Here is a 16083-nt window from a genome sequence, read left to right as displayed (position 1 = left end):
GTCACTTCATGCTGAACGACGATGAAACGCTGATGGTCACCTTGGACGCCCTTGGTGCCGACCGCCCAGGGATCGGTAATCGACTTCGCCTCCGGTGCCGGTCTCGAAGGCCAGCAGACCCAGGGTGCGTACGCCGCGGCGAAGGAAGCGATCCGCGCCATCAGCCGAGTCGCGGCCAACGAGTGGGCGCCCGACAACATCAATGTCAACATCATCTCGCCGCCGGCACCGACCGAGGGCATCGAGGCGAACCCCGGGGTCGAGAACGTGCTGCTCGCCAAGGCCCCGCTGCACCGGTTCGGCGATCCAGAATCCGATATCGGGGTCGCGGTGTTCCTCGCCGACGCGAGCGACATGACCGGACGGACCCTGATGGTCGACGGCGGCAGCATCAAGCTGCGCTGACCAGCCCCCCGCACACATGCTCCCTTGCCCACTGGACAAAGGGCGCAGTGCATTTCATCGACCAGCAGGTGGTCTGGGTCGTCTTGCCGGCCGGCAGCGCCCCGGTGAAGTCGGTGGCGCCGGGCAGCGAGAAGGAAGTCCTGCTGCGCCAACAGTTGGCGGCGATCCGGCTGAGCGCGCCGATCGATCCGGTGGATCATCGAGACGCCACGCTCAGCGCATCACACTGCCACCGTCGACGTTGATCACCTGCCCGTTGACCCAGCTCGACTCTTCGGAGAGCAGGAAGGCCACTGCGGAAGCGATATCGAGGACGTCACCGAGTCGGCCGCTCGGAATGGCGGCCAGAGCCGCTTCCCAGAAGTCCTTGGAGTTCGCACGTGCCCGGGGCGTGTCCACCAAACCGGGAGCGACTGCATTGCACCGGATGCCGTGCTTTCCCCAGCGGGAAGCCACATGGCGGGTCAGCGCGCCCACACCGGCCTTGGCCACGGCGTACGCCGGCCGCTGCGCCTCGCCCACGAACGCAGCACCGGAACTGGTATTCACGATCCTGCCGCCGCCGCTTTCGAGCATGCGGGGCACGGCGCCTCGAATCGTCAGCATGGAGCCACGCAGGGCCACCTCGAGGGTGTGATCCCATACAGCGAGGTCGAGGCTGTGTCCGGCGTGATAGCGACCTCGGTGAACCTGGTCCACTTGCTCCCTCCGAAGCTTTCCGCGTAGACACGCTCGGCTGCGTCGAGATCAGTTACCACACAACCGATCTGGGCGATCGGTCTGTTCTCGACCGTCATCAGAACCGCGCCTGGCCGCCGTCGAGCGGGATCGTCGCTCCCGTGAGGTAGTGGGCGTCCGGGCCGACCAGCATCAGCACGCCGCGACCGATGTCGTCCTCGCAATCGCCGACACGGCCGAGCGGCACTGTGTCCAGGAAGGCTGCGGCTTCCTCGGGACGAGCTTCGATCCAGCCCGCCAGCCCGGTCGAAAGCGCCAACGGCGCAATGCAATTGACGCGAATCCCGTCCTTGCCCCATTCCGAGGCTGCCGTACGGGTCAACGACTGAACCGAAACCTTCGCAGCAGCATAGGCGCCGTACCCGCTCTGGTCCCACCGAACCATTGCCGAGGTCACCAGGTTGACTATGCTCGATCCCGCACGTTGCGCGAGGAACGGGTGGGCGGCTTTCATGAAGGCGAAGGTCGCGAACGGCCCGCTCTCGAAACCTCGTCGGAACTTCTCGTCATCCATCGACAACAGTGACCCGAGGACACCGGTATAGGCGTTGTTCACCAGGATGTCGAGCCCACCGAAAGTATCTGCGACCTGGCCCACGACCGTGGGGATGGCATCGGTGTCCGAGACGTCGCAGGTGAACGGCTCCGCCTTCACTCCGAGCGCGCGCAGGCGTGCACAGGTGGTCTCGAGCTTGCCGGCTGTACGCCCGACGACGGCGATATCCGCACCGGCGCCGGCCAAGGCGAGCGCGATGCCCTGCCCCACGCCTTGTCCTGCGCCCGTGACCAGCGCGACCTTGCCTTGCAGTGTTGCCATGATGTCCGCTTCCACTCAGTGAAGGGAGAACTCGACACGGTCGAGTCCGCCTTCGAACGGGTACACATGCGGGTAGTTCCCCACCGGCGAACCGGTGGTCTCGCCGATGTCGAATGTCTCGTCGATCGAAAAGAATCCGGGCGGGGTCCGCTCGGTCCGGCCGCTGCCGAGTTCGACGCCGTCGAGTGACAGCGTGATCGTGGCGCCTTTACCGATTCCGCCACCGTCGTAGGCGAGGTTCACCTCGAGTACCCGGCCGCCGGCGGTGAGCGGATGCTCTCCGGCAAGGTGGACAGTGCCGGCCTCGAAGGCGCGGTAGACGAGTTCGGGCCGTCCGTCCAGGGTCACGAAGAGCGCCCAGCCGCCGGTATTCCCGCCCATGGTGGCGAGCACCCCTCGACTGCCCTGCTCGGGCACGTCGATGTACGCGCGCATAGTCCACGACCTGCCCCGCAACGACGGACCGTTGGTCTCCGGGATCCCGATCGCGCCCCGGTGATAGGTGAACTCGGTCCGGTCGCCGGCGAGATTGGGCATCAGCGTCCGGTTGGTCCGGGCGTCGCGCAGCGGCAGGATCTCCACCCGAGCGGCTTCCGCCGTGAACAGTTGCTGCAACTCGGCGAGCTTGTCCGGTTCGGTCGCTGCCAGGTCATGGGCCTGGCTGAAGTCGCGGGTGGTGTCGTAGAGCTCCCAGATATCGTCCTCGAACGGCGCGTCGACCGGTGGCAGTCCTACCGTCCACGGCATCCCCGCCCGGTGGAAGGCGGAGGCGATCCAACCCTGGTGATAGATCGACCGATGCCCGAACACCTCGAAGTACTGCGTCGTATGCCGCTCCGGCGCATCGGCATCGGCGAAGCTGTAGACCAGGCTGGTCCCGTCCATCGGCGCCTGCTCCACCCCGTCGACCACCGTCGGCGCCTCGATCCCGGCCACCTCCAGAATCGTCGGCACGATATCGTTGACATGCCCGAACTGGGTACGCAGACCGCCGGCATCCTCGATCCCTGCCGGCCACGTGACAACCATCGCGTTGCGGGTGCCGCCGAAGTGCGACGCGACCTGCTTCACCCACTGGAACGGTGAGGTCATCGCCCACGCCCAGCCGGCCGGATACTGCGGATAGGATTTCTTCCCACCGATCTCGTCGAGCCGCTCGAGCTGCGTCTCCAGAGGTTCCGGCATCCCCTGGAGTGCACCGAAGTAGTTGATACTGCCCGCCAGGCCACCCTCGGCACTGCTGCCGTTGTCTCCGACCACATAGACGAACAGCGTGTTGTCGTATTGGCCGCTCTCCTCGAGCGCTGCGATCAGCCGGGCGATCTGTACATCGGTGTGCTCGAGGAAACCCGCGTACACCTCCATCATCCGCTGGGCGACCTGCTTCTCGCCGTCGCTCAACGTTTCCCACGCCGGCAACTCGTCCGGTCGCGGCGTCAGCACGGTGTCCGGTGGCGCGATTCCGAGGTCCTTCTGCCGCGCCAGGATCTCCTCCCGTACGGCGTCCCAGCCCTGCGCGAACCGGCCGCGGTACTTCGCGGAGAATTCCTCCGGTACGTGTAACGGCGCATGCGTCGCCCCCGGTGCGAGGTACATCAAGAACGGCCGCTCCGGCGCCACCGCATTCTGCATCCTGATCCAGTCGATCGAGCGATCCACCAGGTCTTCGGTCAGATGGTAGTCGTCCCCCTCGGGCCGGTGCACCGGCGTGGTCCCAGAGTAGAGCGTCGGCTCGTACTGGTGGGTTTCGCCACCGAGGAACCCGTAGAAGGTATCGAACCCACGACCGGTCGGCCACCGGTCGAACGGACCGATCTGGGACGTCTCCCAGGCCGGAGCGAGATGCCATTTGCCGAAACAGGCCGTGCTGTAGCCGTTTTTCTTCAGCACGGTGGCGATCGTGGCCGTACTGTCGCGCATGATGCCGTCGTAGCCGGGATGTTTGTTGGCGGAGTTCATCACCGTACCGACGCCCGTAACGTGCGGGTCGCGACCGGTCAGTAGCGAAGCCCGGGTGGGCGAGCAGATCGCCGTGGTGTGGAATCGGTTGTAGCGCAAGCCGTCCGCTGCCATTTTCGCGACGGCCGGCGTTTCGACCGGCCCGCCGAAGGATGCGGACGCCCCGAAGCCGACATCGTCGAGCAGGACCAGTACAACGTTGGGAGCGCTGTCGGATGCGGTGGACAGGCCGGGGCCGTCGGTCGGAGTCATCTGCTCAATTCCGTTCGCGAAGGTGTGCGGTCATGACTGTGCGGGCGCGAAGGCGGCCAGGGGCTCGGACCCGGACCAGTCGTGGCCCCAGTAGGAGTCGGCGGTGATCTCCTCGGACGTGTACCAGGTCTCGTCGACGAGCATCCCGTCGCAGCCGTACTCGATATCCCAGCCGCCCGGCGCGCGGACGTAGAAGGAGACCATCTTGTCGTTGGTGTGGCGGCCCAGTGTCGAGGACAGCGAGAAGCCGGCCTTGTTGACGTTGTCGAGCGCGCGGCCCACCGCATCGAGAGAATCCACCTCCACCATCAGGTGGATCAGGCCCGGGGCGCCGCCGCGCGGCGCCGGGCAGATGGCCAGGCTGTGATGGCGCTGGTTGATGCCCAGGAAGCGGATCCGGGCCGAGGATCCGTCCTCGGCCGGCGGACCGACCTTCATCGCGCCGCGGGGCAGGAAGCCCAGCACCTCGGTGTAGAACGTGAGGGTCTCCTCCACGTCCGTGGTCGGTAACACCACGTGTCCGAGCCCGCACCGACCGGTAACGAACCTCTGACCAGCACCGGTCAACACCGGCGAGTGGTCGAGCGCAGGACCGAAGAACACTTCCACGGGCATGCCCGCCGGGTCCGTGAACGTGATTACCTGCTCGGCCGAGCGGTCCGACGCCTCGCCGGGCGAGAGCATCTTGACCGCGAAACCCGAAGCCTCGACCGCCCTGCCGACGGCGGCAAGAGCGAACTGATCGCGTACCTCCCAGCCGACGGCGAGTACCTCATCGGTGTCGCCGGGCAGCACGATCACCCGCGAGGTGCGTTCGTCCATACGCAGGTAGAGCCCGTCCGGATCGGGTCCGGTTCCCTCGGCGAAGCCGAGCGCACCGACCGCCAGTTCGCGCCAGCGCTCCACATCGGTGGCCTGCACTTTGAGGTATCCGAGTCCACGAAGCTCAGTCATTGCGTTGTCCTGTCCTGTCGAGGAGGTTGGCGGTTGGGCCGGAATTCCGGTGGCTGCTCGATGTGGTGGGCGGGCCGGCGCGGTCGTGCACCAAGGTCGCAAACTCGGCGTCCCCGCATGTGTCCGCTCCCGCCCATCGGGAGTGACCGGTGAGCCGACGGGCCGTCACTCGTCATAGCTCACCCGGACGCGGTCGCTGAGTGGGATGGCTTGGCAGCCCAGCACGATCCCGTCGGCGAGATCCTCGGCCTCGAGGATCTCGTTGCGCTCCATTTCCACATCACCCTCCAGCACGATGCAGGCGCACGCACTGCAATTGCCTTCGCGGCAGGAGTACGGCGCATCCAGGCCCGCGGCGAGCAGGACGTCGAGGAGCGTGTTGCTCCGTGGCCAGGCCAGGCTCGTGGTGACGCCGTCGAGCAGCACGTCCAGCGTGCTCATCGGGCCCTCGCCGTCGAGCTCGACGGCTGCGTCCGAGAACGGGTCGTTGCCCAGCGAGAGGAACTTCTCGTGGTGAACCCGGTCGCGTGCCACACCCACCGCGCCGACCGCACCGGTGACAGCATCCATGAAGGGAGCGGGTCCGCAGATGAAAACGTCCCGGTCGGCCCACGGCCGCGCCAATGTCTCCAGCGTCTCCGCCCGTGGCAGCCCTTGCACGGACTCGAGCAGGTGGGCCACGTGCAATCGGTCGCCGTACTGCTGCTCCAGGGTGATCAGCTCATTGCGGAAGATCACCGACCGTTCGTCCCTGTTGGCGTACACCAGCGCCACCTTGCCGGTCCCCGCGTGCAGCGCCGACTTGAGGATCGCCATCACCGGGGTGATTCCGCTGCCGCCGGCGAACAGCAGAAAGTCCACATCGAGCGACCTGGGCGTGAACGTGCCCGACGGCGCCAGCACTTCGACCTCGTCACCCGCGGCGAGGTGGTCGCAGACCCAATTCGATCCGTAGCCGCCCGTTGTGCGCTTGACCGTGATCTTCAGCTTCTCTCCGAGCAGGTGCGCGCTCGACAGCGAGTAACACCGCGCGGCGCCACCCGCTCGCTCGGTAGGGATATTGAGCGTCAGGAACTGGCCGGGCCGAGGGGTGAAGTGGAGTTCGTCGGCCGGGTCGGGTTCGAGGACGAGCGAGTGTGCATCAGCGGTTTCCCGGACCACCTCGACCACCCGGAGCCGGAAGGAATGTGGTGCTGACATCGGTAACTCCGTGAGCCTATGAGGGGCGGTCGGCCACGGCGGCCGGACTGCGTATGGCATGGCGGGCGGCGATGTAGCCGAAGACGATCGAGGGACCGATCGTGCCGCCCGCACCCGGGTACTCGTTGGCCATCACCGAGGCCGAGGTGTTGCCGGTCGCGTACAGGCCCTCGATCACCGAACCGTCCGCGCGCAACACTCGGGAGTTCTCGTCGCAGATCAGGCCGCCCTTGGTGCCCAGGTCCCCGGCTTCGACACGGATCGCGTAGTACGGCGCCTTCTCCAGCGTGTCCATGGCGGGGTTCGCCAGCGTCGGGTCGCCGTAGTAACGGTCGTAGGCGCTGACACCGCGGTCGTAGTCGAGGTCTTTGCCGTGGCGAGCGAACCCGTTGAACCGTTCGATCGTCCTGATCAGTGCATCGGCCGGGACACCGATCTTTCCGGCGAGACCGGTCGGTGTTTCCGCCCTGTGCACGATTCCTGCCTTGTACCAGTCCTCGGGGAAGTCGGCGCCGGGCAGGACCCGGGCGAACGGGTAACGTGCGCGGGCCTTGGCATCCATTACGAACCATACCGGGACGTGCCCGCCATCGAGCTGGTCGTGCACGAAGTTCACGTACGGCGCCGCCTCGTTGGTGAACCGCTCACCGGTACGAGCCGAGACGATCACCGACGGCGGGATGGAGCGCTCGGAGACCAGCGGGATGACGGCGCCGGATGGGTGCGCGACCGAGGGCATCCACCAGGCATCGTCCATGAACGCCGTTGCCGCGCCGAGCCGTTCGCCGGCGACGATGCCGTCGCCGGTGTTCTCCCCGACGCCACCGCTGATGTCTTCCTTGCCACCGTCGGGCAGATACTGCTCACGCATCGCCGAGTTGTGGTCGAACCCGCCGGTGGCCAGCAGCACGCCACGCCTGGCGCGGATCCGCGTCGGCTTTCCGTCACGCTCGACGACCAGCCCTGTGACAACCCCGTTTTCGGCGAGAAGCTCGATCATCGGGCTGTTCAGCCAGAGCGGCACGCCCGCATCCTCCAGCGCCATCCGGAGCCTCGACACGAGGGCTCGACCGGTGGTCGCCATATGCCGACGGCGTACGAGGTTCGAGGAGACCCGCCAGGCGGCGACAACCGACATCCACCGGCCGCGCCAGGTCCGCTTGACCATCGCGAGGTCGTGATAGTCCTTGGCACTGACCCAGAGTCCGAGCGGGCCGGCCATCCCGTTCGGGGGCAGATGTTGCTCGGCGGCACGGAGTTTGCGGGTATCGAAGGCCTTGGCCTCGATGGACCGGCCGAGCGGCCGCCCACCCTCGAGCTCGGGGTGATAGTCGGCGTAGCCCTTGACCCAGAAGAAATCCAGCCATCTGCTCTTCTCGAGCAACTGCATCGCGGCCGGGCCGTTATCGACGAAGGCATCGATCCGCTCCTGCGAAACCTTGCCTTCGGTGATCGCGGCGAGATATGTCCGGATCGATTCGCGGCTGTCGTCGTGGCCGGCGCGCCGCAGCGTGGGGTTGTTCGGGATCCAGATGCCGCCGCCCGAGATGCCGGTGGTGCCACCGAAGCGGGCACCCTTCTCCACCACCAGGGCGTCGAGCCCGGAGTCCGCCGCCGTCAAGGCAGCTGCCATGCCGCCACCACCGCTACCGACGACGACGAAGTCGGCCTCATGATCCCAGGTTCCGTCCATAGCCGTTGAAGCTAGTTATGCCCCCGCGGCGAAACCGGAACTTTCTCGATCAGCGGGACCATCCAGACCACCCGCTCCGGATGTTCGCGCGCTGACCACGGCAGTACCGTCATGAGCTGACCATTTACCGGACCGCTCTGTCCCACTGGTTGAAAATGATGCTCTCGAAACACTATTCACCGAGTAATCCTGAACCTCGAAGCTTTCGATTCGCCCCCTGTCCGGGCGCGGACACCGCGCCCGGACGGCTGCTCACGCGGGCGAGATCGCGGTCTCCCGCTGGGCGATGTTCGCAGCGACCTCGGCGCGCCAGGCCTCGACCGGCATCGTGGTGTCGATCTCGAACTCGAACCGGTCGGTCATCTCGGGGGTGATATCGGCGACGTCGACGTAGAACTGCTGATACCAGCGACGCAGCTGATAGACCGGCCCGTCCTCCTCGCACAGCAGCGGGTTGTCGATCCGGGTCTTGTTGCGCCAGATCTCGACGTCCTGCATGAATCCGGCCAGGATGCCCTGTCCGGTCTTCTGCGCACCGGCCTCCGCGGCTTCCGCCGACATGCCCGGACGACGTTTCACCCGCAACCCGAAGTGCAGCATGAAGCTGTTGTTGTCGATCGGATAGTGGGCGTTGATCAGGACCGAGGGGTTGGACCCGTCCTCGAATTCGTGGTCGAGGTAGTCGATCATGAACGAAGGCCCGAAGTAGGCGGCCTCGGACGTGGAGCCGATGAACTTCGGCGCGTCGGGGTCCCGCGCCTCGTCCACCTGGTGCAGGACGTCCGCACGCTGCACGCCGTCGAAATACTGCGTCGCGACGTGTCCCTCGAAAATGTTCTTGAAGTACGTCGGGAAGCTCTTGTGGACGTAGAAGAAATGCGCCATGTCCACGACGTTGTCGATCACCTCGCGGGCGTTGGTGTGCACGACCATCTCGTTCCACACCCAGTCGGTCCACTCGCCGTCATCGAATTTGCCGATGACCGGGATGGTCACCTCCGCAGGCGGTGGGTTGCCCTCGGGGTCGTTCCACACGAAGAGCATGCCGTCCTGCTCCAGGGTCGGCCAGGTGGCCGTACGGGCAAGCAAGGGAACACGTCGGGCGTAGGGGATCTGCTTGCAGCGACCGTCGCCGCCCCAGCGCCAGTCGTGGAACGGGCACGCGATCTCGTTGCCCTTGACGGTGCCCTGGGACAGGTCACCGCCCATATGGCGGCAGTACGCGTCGAGCACGTTGATCGTGGCGTCCATGCCGGTGAAGACCACCAGTTTCTGGCCGAAGGCCTGGATCGAATGGGGTTCACCGTCGCGGAATTTCTTCGCCAGGCCCAGGCAGTGCCAGCCTCGCGCGAAACGGGTCTCGATATCCGCAGCTTCGATGTTGCGAACTTCGTCCGGATTGATCTCGGCAACCGACATGTCGGCTATCCTCCTGTGTTCGCGGGCAACGACTCTCGTCGTGCTCCTGCTACTCGTCCGGGAACGATAAATGCCGTAGACAGAACCAGGGCCCGAAATCCTGATGATCGGGATTTCGGGCCCTTTCCGGTCTTGCGGGTTGCCACGGGGCTTGGAGATCTTCCCGATCGGCGGGAATCCGAGTGGCTCAGAACCCCGCGCCGGCGCTCATGCCGCCGTCGATCACGAACTCCGAACCGGTCGAGAAACTCGAACTGTCGCTCGCCAGGAACAGCACCATCTCGGTGACCTCGCTCGCCTTCGCAAGGCGTGGAATCGCGATCTTCGACATCGGGCCGTCGGGGGCTTCGACCTCGTCCTCGCCCTTGCCGAGCATGGGTGTCGCGACGCCGCCCGGGTGCACGGAGTTGACCCGGATTCCCTTGGGCCCCAATTCGATCGCCGCCGATTTGGTCAGTCCGGTGACACCGAACTTACTGGCACTGTAGCCGGTCAGATTCATCCCCCCGACAAGCCCGTTCAGTGAGGAGATATTGACGATCGACCCACCCCGTGCCATCACCGCACTCACATACTTCAGCCCGAGCCACTGAGAGACCAGGTTGACCTCGATTATCCGGCGGAAATCCGCGAGGGTCATCGTATCCAGGGCGCCGAAACCGAGGATCCCGGCATTGTTGACCAAGATGTCGACTTTACCGAACGTCGTCACGGTGAGGTCGACGATCGCCGACCAGCCGTCCTCCGAGGTGGCATCGTGCGGCAGGAACCGGCAATCCTGCCCCAGCTCCTTCTCCAGCAGCCGCCCCTCGTCCTCCAATACATCGCCGAAGACAACCTGGGCGCCCTCACGCAGCAACCCGCGTACATGGGACGCGCCCATGCCTCGGGCTCCGCCGCTAACGATCGCGACCCTTCCGTCGAGCTTTCCCATCGCCACTTCCTCGCTCGTCATTCAGTCGGCGTCGTTGATCATCCCGGCACCGACGGTGACCCCGGTGGCCTCGTCTACCAGGATGAACGACCCCGTGGTCCGGTTCTTCGAGTACGGGTCACACAGCAGCGGAACCGTCGTGCGCAGCTTCACCCGGCCGATCTCGTTCAGCCCCAGTTCGCCGGTGTCCAGGTCACGGTGCAGGCTGTTCACGTCGAGGCGATAGCCGATCTCCTTGATTACGGCCCGGCCCGTGCGGGTCGTATGCTTGATCGCCAACTTCCGGCGCGCGCGCAGTGGCTCGTTGGTCATCCAGCAGATCATTGCGTCGATGTCCTGGGAAGGCTTCGGCGCATTGTTCGCCCGTGCAATCATGTCGCCACGGGAGACATCCACGTCGTCGGTGAGGCGCACGGTGACCGACATAGGCGGGAAAGCCTGGTCGATCTCGTTGTCGTACAGGTCGATCGAAGCAACCTTCGATGTCATGCCACTGGGTAGGACGATCACGTCATCGCCCTTTTTCAGCACCCCGCCCGCCAGCTGTCCGGCATAGCCACGGTAGTCGTGGAAGTCGTCCGACTTGGGGCGGATCACGTACTGCACCGGGAACCTCGAGGTCACCAGATCGCGGTCGGAAGCGACATGGACGTTCTCCAGGTGGTGCATCAGGGATGGTCCCTGGTACCAGTCCATGTTGTCCGATCGGGTGACCACATTGTCACCCTTGAGGGCAGACAGCGGGATCACCGTGAGGTCGGGGATGTTCAGTTTGGTGGCGAAGGCGGTGAACTCCTTGTGGATCCTGGCGAATACCTCCTGGTCGTAGTCGACCAGGTCCATTTTGTTGACAGCGAGCACCAAGTGCGGGACGCGGAGCAGGGACAGCAACACCGCATGGCGCCGCGACTGCTCGGTCAGGCCCTGACGGGCATCGACCAGCACCAGGCCGAGGTCGGCGGTCGAGGCACCGGTGACCATATTGCGGGTGTACTGCACATGCCCCGGGGTGTCGGCGATGATGAACTTGCGTGCCGGCGTGGCGAAGTAGCGGTAGGCCACGTCGATGGTGATGCCCTGCTCACGCTCGGAGCGGAGTCCGTCGGTGAGCAACGCCAGGTCGGTGTAGTCGTAGCCCTTGTCCTGGCTGGTGGCCGCAACAGCCTCCAGCTGGTCCTCGAAGATCGACTTCGAGTCCAGCAGCAGCCGCCCGATCAGGGTCGACTTGCCATCATCGACAGAGCCCGCGGTCGCGAACCGCAGCAGGTCCATCGAGCGTTCGGCGTTCGGGATCTCGTCAACCATCCGGGACATCAGAAATAACCTTCCTTCTTGCGGTCTTCCATCGCTGCCTCGGAGAACCGGTCGTCGCCCCGGGTGGCACCCCGCTCGGTGACCCGGGCGATGGCGATCTCGTCGATGATTTTCTCGACTGTGTCGGCCGTTGATTCGACGCAACCGGTGAGCGTCATATCGCCGACCGTGCGGAACCGGACGGTCCGTGTCTCGATCTTCTCGCCGGCGCGGGGCCGGACAGCGTCGGAGGCCGAGAGCAACATCCCGTCGCGCTCGATGACCTCACGCTGGTGGGAGAAGTAGATCGAGGGGATTTCGATATTCTCCCGGCCGATGTAGTGCCAAATATCCAACTCGGTCCAGTTCGAGATCGGGAAGATCCGCATATGCTCACCGGGATGGATCCGCCCGTTGTAGAGGTTCCACAGCTCGGGCCGCTGGAGCTTGGGGTCCCACTGACCGAACTCGTCGCGGTGTGAGTAGACCCGTTCCTTCGCGCGGGCCTTTTCCTCGTCCCGGCGCCCGCCACCGAATGCGGCGGTGAAACCCTCGGTCTCCAGCGCGTGCAACAGCGTCCCGATCTGCATGCGGTTGCGGCTGGTCTTACCGTCGTCGACAATCACCCCCTTCTCGATGGCGTCGTCGACGCCGGCCACGATCAGGCGAAGGCCCAGTCGATCGACCCAGTTGTCCCTCGAGCAGAGCACTTCGGGAAAGTCGAATCCGGTATCGACCTGAAGAATCGGGAAGGGCAGCTTCGCGGGGAAGAAGGCCTTCTCGGCAAGCCGGAGCATCACGATGGAGTCCTTGCCCCCGGAGAACATCAGCACCGGCTTCTCGAACTCGGCCGCGACCTCGCGGAAGATATGGATCGATTCCGCCTCGAGCTGATCGAGTTGACTCAGCCGGTAATCGGATTGAACGGTGCTCATCGGTTTGGCCCCTTCACAATTGCTGTTCGACATACACCGCCGAAATGTCCGGTCACATATGCCACGGCTCCGAAGAACCGCCGTGCTGCCGAACGCTAGTTCTGTCCACGTGACCGGACCCACTACATCCCAGTGATCGAGATAGCTGGACGGAAGGTGACCGGGGCCACATAACGTCACGACTCGACCACGGGCGCGCATGCGCCGAACACTACGGAGCGATATGAACCGGTTCGAAGGCAAGAACGTTCTCATCACGGGTGCATCGGCCGGCATCGGCCAGGCCACCGCAGCACGCTTCATCACCGAAGGAGCAACCGTTTTCGGGCTCGGCCGCAATATCGCCAACCTCGAAGAGACCGGGAACCTCGTCACGGACCCGGCCCGCTTCGGTTCACATCACGTGGACATGCTCGAGGACACATCGATCGTCGACGCTGTCCGGGCGGCCGCGGTGTATCTCGACGGCCGGATCGACATCATCTGCAATATCGCCGGTGTCACCCTCCGGACCCCGATCGACGACTTCGATCCCGACGTGGCCCGCGAGATCAACCAGGTGAACTTCCTCGGCCCGCTGCGGCTGATCAATCAGGCGCTGCCGTACGTCCCCGACAACAGCTCGATCATCAACATCTGTTCGAGCTCGGGCACCCAGGCAGTCCCGACGATGGCGGCATACGCCGGATCAAAGGCCGCCCTGGTCTCGGCATCGTTCACCATGGCCGTCGAACTCGCCCCCCGCCGCATCCGCGTCGTACCGATCTCGCCCTCCGGGGTGCAAACCAGAATGATGTGGGAAATCTGGGACCAGGTGAAGGATTACCAGGGCGACTGGTATTCGCGCTTGATCCATCTCTGGGGCCAGGAGGAGTCGGGCAACGCCGCCGATATGGCGGGATTCATCGCCTTCGCAGCCTCCGAAGAGGCGAAGTATTGGAATGCCTCCGAGATCCGTGTCGACGGCGGAGCGCGCGCGTCCTTCTGAGGTTCGCCCAATCAGCTGTACACACACAAGGAGAAATCATGGAGAAGCTGATCTATGTCCTCTGGCGGCACGAGGACAACAGTGCCGCACGGCTGTCCGCGGCGCTGAGAGGTGACCTCGCGCAGGCGCTCGGGAAAGCCGGAGCGCGCGGCATACAGGTCAACGTCACCGATGCCGACGTCGCGAACGCGACGCTCAACAGGGCCCCGTGGGGAAAGGCCGCGGATGCCGTCGTCAGTCTCTGGGTCGACAGCTGGCGTGACGAGGTGCGTCACCCGCTCGAGACAGCTCTACAGTCCGTCGCCCGTGAGATCGCCGGCTGGCTGGTGACGGAGAGCGTCCCGCTGACGCCACCGGCGACCGCACCGGGCGCCCGGACTCCTGGCCTGTCCAACATCGCCTTCATCCGGCGCCCGGAAGCGATGGCGCCGGCGCAGTGGCTGGACCGATGGCACAACCACCACACCACGGTGGCGATCCGGACTCAGTCGACATTCGGCTACATCCAGAACACGGTGGTACGCAGCCTCACTCCGAACACGTTTCCGGTCGACGGCATCGTCGAGGAGCTCTTCCCCCTCGAGGCAGCCACCGACCAGCACGCGTTCTACGGCAGCGGTGGCGACCCCGATGAACTCGCCCGCCGGCAGGGCCTGATGTCCCAGAGCGTCTCGGCCTTCCTCGACGGCGCCGCGACCGGCGTCATGCCCACCAGCCGTTTCGTGATCGGCTCCCCCTTCGGCTGAGCGTCGCCGGCGCGCTCACGCCTGCTGTGCGGGCAGTCTGCGGCCGTGCTCTGCCAGGTAGTGCACGGTCAGCTCCGGCGGTTCCGGTGTCGCGGTGACGGTTTCGTAGATCCGGAAGTATCCGGTCTCGCTGATCTGCCAGACACCATCGGTCTTCAGGTACCTGTCGGTGTAGATGGCGGTACCCACCGTGGTGCTCTGCTGCCGAAAGCTCATCGCGATATCGGCGAGATACCACTTCCCGGTTGCCTCGGTCTCGCTGAGGATGTCGATCTCGGGGTGGTGCCCGGTGTGCTGGCCGACGAATTCCGAGTTGAACGAGTTGGCCAGCATCTCCAGGTAGTCGTCCCGGTTGTCGAATTCGAGGAGATAATGCCCGCCGGCCATCTTCGAGCGCAACCGTGGGTGCAGCAGCTCCCGCATCTCGGTCAGGTTCGCCGTGTCCAGGCACCGGAAGTAGGCGTGTTTGACACGCTTGATCGCTTCGATGTCCTTCAGGATCCGGATGTCGTTGCGCAGCTGCTCGATATCGTTCAGGTCAACCATGATTCCTCCTTGTGAGCTTCCTCAGTGCGCTGCGGTGGCCGAGAAGTACTCGTCCACGTAGCCTGCGAATTTCGCGTCCACTTCGGACTCGGTCAGTCCGAAATCGGATAAGGAGTAGTGATGTACCGGCCGGCGCTCGTCGGCCTTGCTCTGCTCGTGGCTCGCGGCGACCCCGGCGTGCACCTCGCGGCTCGAGGGCAGGCCGAACTGCCGGTAGATCGCCTCGACCACGCCCGGCGCATCGGCGACGAAGTCCTCGTAGTACACGTCGGCGAACTGGGCGGAGTCATACTTCTGCCGGGCCGCGCGAAAGGTCTCGGCTCCGCGCGCCCACAGGTCCAGGCAGTCGCGACCGACCACATCGGCGGTGAAGACAGTCGATGTGCCCGCGCTGGCACTGTGGTTCAGGCTGCTTACCGAGGCCACGATGGTGCGCGGGTGGCGGTGCGTCTGGATCACCAGCGCATCGGGATAGGTGGCCATCAGGGCGTCGAGACCGAACAGGTGACTGGGACTCTTCAACACCCAGCGACGGTCGAGGTCGTCGAGCCCGATCATCCGGAGCATCTCCCGGTGGGCCCCGTACGCCGGGGCCATGTCACGAGCCGCGAGCCAGTCCGAGTACGTCGGTAGATGCGCGGTGTTCTGGAACGCGATCGACCGCATCGACAGCCGCTCCGCGCGCCAGCACTCCTCCACCATGTCCGGGGACATGAAATGGATGCCCTTCATCTCCGGCTTGGCCTCGTGATGCGCGTCCAGGAACTGCTGCATGCGCTGATGGTCCGGGTTGTCGGCCCAGGACGATTTCGGTGGACGAGGTTGGGGCGCCTCTGTCAGCCAGTGCTCCAGTCCCTGGTGCGCGGGGTCGAGACACAGCAGCCGGTGCAGGGCTGTGGTTCCGGTGCGGGGCAGGCCGGTGACGAACAGGGGGCGCCGAATCGCGACATCCGCCGCCTTCGGCCAGCGGGTGTACGCCTGCCGGAGGCGCAGCCGGGTCTCCAGTACCGTCCCGAGCATTGCCCGTATGCGCTGCACACCCGCCTCGGTGAGACCGGCGTCGTGGATGTAGCTTTCCATCAGAACCTGCATCGCCTCGCGGTAATCGGGATTCCCGAAATCGTCGAGCCCGGTGCCGGCAGACGCGGCGTGATGCAGTTCCTCGAGAGTGCCGAGGGTCGTCGTCATGGTTGTCCCTTCCGTC

General features: G+C 65.2%; 14 protein-coding genes and 2 pseudogenes. 4 read left to right on the top strand and 12 right to left on the bottom strand.

Translation table 11 applies throughout. The features are described from left to right. Positions 1-63: 63 nt before the first annotated feature. Positions 64-405 (top strand): annotated as a pseudogene (locus NS6_RS11355) (SDR family oxidoreductase); the annotation flags it as partial. 47 nt (positions 406-452) lie between these two features. Then, on the top strand, positions 453-650 hold the full coding sequence (locus NS6_RS11350; RefSeq protein ID WP_068040344.1) for a hypothetical protein: 198 nt from the start codon (positions 453-455) through the stop codon (positions 648-650). Here NS6_RS11350 and NS6_RS11345 read toward each other — a convergent pair. The 10 genes and pseudogenes from NS6_RS11345 to cysD form a co-directional block, all read right to left on the bottom strand. Continuing rightward, positions 619-1104, bottom strand: coding sequence for an SDR family NAD(P)-dependent oxidoreductase (locus tag NS6_RS11345; protein WP_068040342.1), 486 nt, complete (start codon positions 1102-1104; stop codon positions 619-621). The genes NS6_RS11350 and NS6_RS11345 overlap by 32 nt on opposite strands. Before the next feature lie 97 nt (positions 1105-1201). Further along, positions 1202-1960 (bottom strand): SDR family NAD(P)-dependent oxidoreductase, encoded by a 759-nt coding sequence (locus NS6_RS11340; protein ID WP_068040634.1) that lies wholly within the window; start codon positions 1958-1960, stop codon positions 1202-1204. 15 nt (positions 1961-1975) lie between these two features. Further along, entirely contained in the window at positions 1976-4171 is a 2196-nt protein-coding gene (locus NS6_RS11335; protein WP_068040340.1) for an arylsulfatase, read from the bottom strand. Positions 4172-4201: 30 nt separating this feature from the next. After that, entirely contained in the window at positions 4202-5125 is a 924-nt protein-coding gene (locus tag NS6_RS11330; protein WP_068040337.1) for a VOC family protein, read from the bottom strand. Between the two features lie 165 nt (positions 5126-5290). Further along, entirely contained in the window at positions 5291-6325 is a 1035-nt protein-coding gene (locus tag NS6_RS11325; RefSeq protein WP_068040335.1) for a ferredoxin--NADP reductase, read from the bottom strand. Positions 6326-6341: 16 nt separating this feature from the next. Continuing rightward, positions 6342-8018 carry an FAD-binding protein gene (locus tag NS6_RS11320; RefSeq protein ID WP_068040333.1) on the bottom strand — a complete coding sequence of 559 codons (1677 nt, stop codon included), beginning with the start codon at positions 8016-8018 and terminating at the stop codon, positions 6342-6344. Positions 8019-8270: 252 nt separating this feature from the next. Next, complete coding sequence (locus NS6_RS11315; protein WP_068040331.1) at positions 8271-9437, bottom strand: 3-ketosteroid-9-alpha-monooxygenase, oxygenase component; 1167 nt, start codon at positions 9435-9437, stop codon at positions 8271-8273. Positions 9438-9624: 187 nt separating this feature from the next. Beyond that, positions 9625-10371 (bottom strand): SDR family oxidoreductase, encoded by a 747-nt coding sequence (locus NS6_RS11310; RefSeq protein ID WP_068040632.1) that lies wholly within the window; start codon positions 10369-10371, stop codon positions 9625-9627. A 36-nt stretch (positions 10372-10407) separates the two neighbouring features. After that, positions 10408-11685 (bottom strand): annotated as a pseudogene (locus NS6_RS11305) (sulfate adenylyltransferase subunit 1); the annotation flags it as partial. After that, complete coding sequence (gene cysD / locus NS6_RS11300; RefSeq protein WP_068040330.1) at positions 11685-12599, bottom strand: sulfate adenylyltransferase subunit CysD; 915 nt, start codon at positions 12597-12599, stop codon at positions 11685-11687. The gene cysD and the pseudogene NS6_RS11305, both read right to left, overlap by 1 nt. 223 nt (positions 12600-12822) lie before the next feature. Here cysD and NS6_RS11295 point away from each other — a divergent pair, with 223 nt between their 5' ends. Then, on the top strand, positions 12823-13587 hold the full coding sequence (locus tag NS6_RS11295) for an SDR family NAD(P)-dependent oxidoreductase (RefSeq protein ID WP_068040328.1): 765 nt from the start codon (positions 12823-12825) through the stop codon (positions 13585-13587). 38 nt (positions 13588-13625) lie between these two features. Next, the gene (locus NS6_RS11290) at positions 13626-14333 is read left to right on the top strand and encodes an EthD domain-containing protein (RefSeq protein WP_084470943.1); all 708 of its coding nucleotides are present in this window, start codon (positions 13626-13628) and stop codon (positions 14331-14333) included. A 15-nt stretch (positions 14334-14348) separates the two neighbouring features. On the opposite strand, the gene NS6_RS11285 is transcribed toward NS6_RS11290, so the two are convergent. Together NS6_RS11285 and NS6_RS11280 are read right to left on the bottom strand one after the other, a co-directional pair. Then, on the bottom strand, positions 14349-14879 hold the full coding sequence (locus tag NS6_RS11285; protein WP_068040327.1) for a nuclear transport factor 2 family protein: 531 nt from the start codon (positions 14877-14879) through the stop codon (positions 14349-14351). Positions 14880-14900: 21 nt separating this feature from the next. Further along, entirely contained in the window at positions 14901-16067 is a 1167-nt protein-coding gene (locus NS6_RS11280; RefSeq protein WP_068040325.1) for a sulfotransferase family protein, read from the bottom strand. Positions 16068-16083 lie beyond the last annotated feature (16 nt).

It is taken from the genome of Nocardia speluncae NBRC 108251 (assembly GCF_001613245.1).
Taxonomy (GTDB): Bacteria; Actinomycetota; Actinomycetes; order Mycobacteriales; family Mycobacteriaceae; genus Nocardia; species Nocardia speluncae.
Note: the sequence above shows the minus strand (reverse complement) of the source record. Positions and strands in the feature narration are given on the sequence as shown.

Bases quoted from the DNA above. Each gene is read 5' to 3' on its own strand.
- NS6_RS11340 (WP_068040634.1), bottom strand. From the start codon at position 1,960: ATGGCAACACTGCAAGGCAAGGTCGCGCTGGTCACGGGCGCAGGACAA.
- NS6_RS11335 (WP_068040340.1), bottom strand. From the start codon at position 4,171: ATGACTCCGACCGACGGCCCCGGCCTGTCCACCGCATCCGACAGCGCT.
- NS6_RS11330 (WP_068040337.1), bottom strand. From the start codon at position 5,125: ATGACTGAGCTTCGTGGACTCGGATACCTCAAAGTGCAGGCCACCGAT.
- NS6_RS11325 (WP_068040335.1), bottom strand. From the start codon at position 6,325: ATGTCAGCACCACATTCCTTCCGGCTCCGGGTGGTCGAGGTGGTCCGG.
- NS6_RS11320 (WP_068040333.1), bottom strand. From the start codon at position 8,018: ATGGACGGAACCTGGGATCATGAGGCCGACTTCGTCGTCGTCGGTAGC.
- NS6_RS11315 (WP_068040331.1), bottom strand. From the start codon at position 9,437: ATGTCGGTTGCCGAGATCAATCCGGACGAAGTTCGCAACATCGAAGCT.
- NS6_RS11310 (WP_068040632.1), bottom strand. From the start codon at position 10,371: ATGGGAAAGCTCGACGGAAGGGTCGCGATCGTTAGCGGCGGAGCCCGA.
- cysD (WP_068040330.1), bottom strand. From the start codon at position 12,599: ATGAGCACCGTTCAATCCGATTACCGGCTGAGTCAACTCGATCAGCTC.
- NS6_RS11295 (WP_068040328.1), top strand. From the start codon at position 12,823: ATGAACCGGTTCGAAGGCAAGAACGTTCTCATCACGGGTGCATCGGCC.
- NS6_RS11290 (WP_084470943.1), top strand. From the start codon at position 13,626: ATGGAGAAGCTGATCTATGTCCTCTGGCGGCACGAGGACAACAGTGCC.
- NS6_RS11285 (WP_068040327.1), bottom strand. From the start codon at position 14,879: ATGGTTGACCTGAACGATATCGAGCAGCTGCGCAACGACATCCGGATC.
- NS6_RS11280 (WP_068040325.1), bottom strand. From the start codon at position 16,067: ATGACGACGACCCTCGGCACTCTCGAGGAACTGCATCACGCCGCGTCT.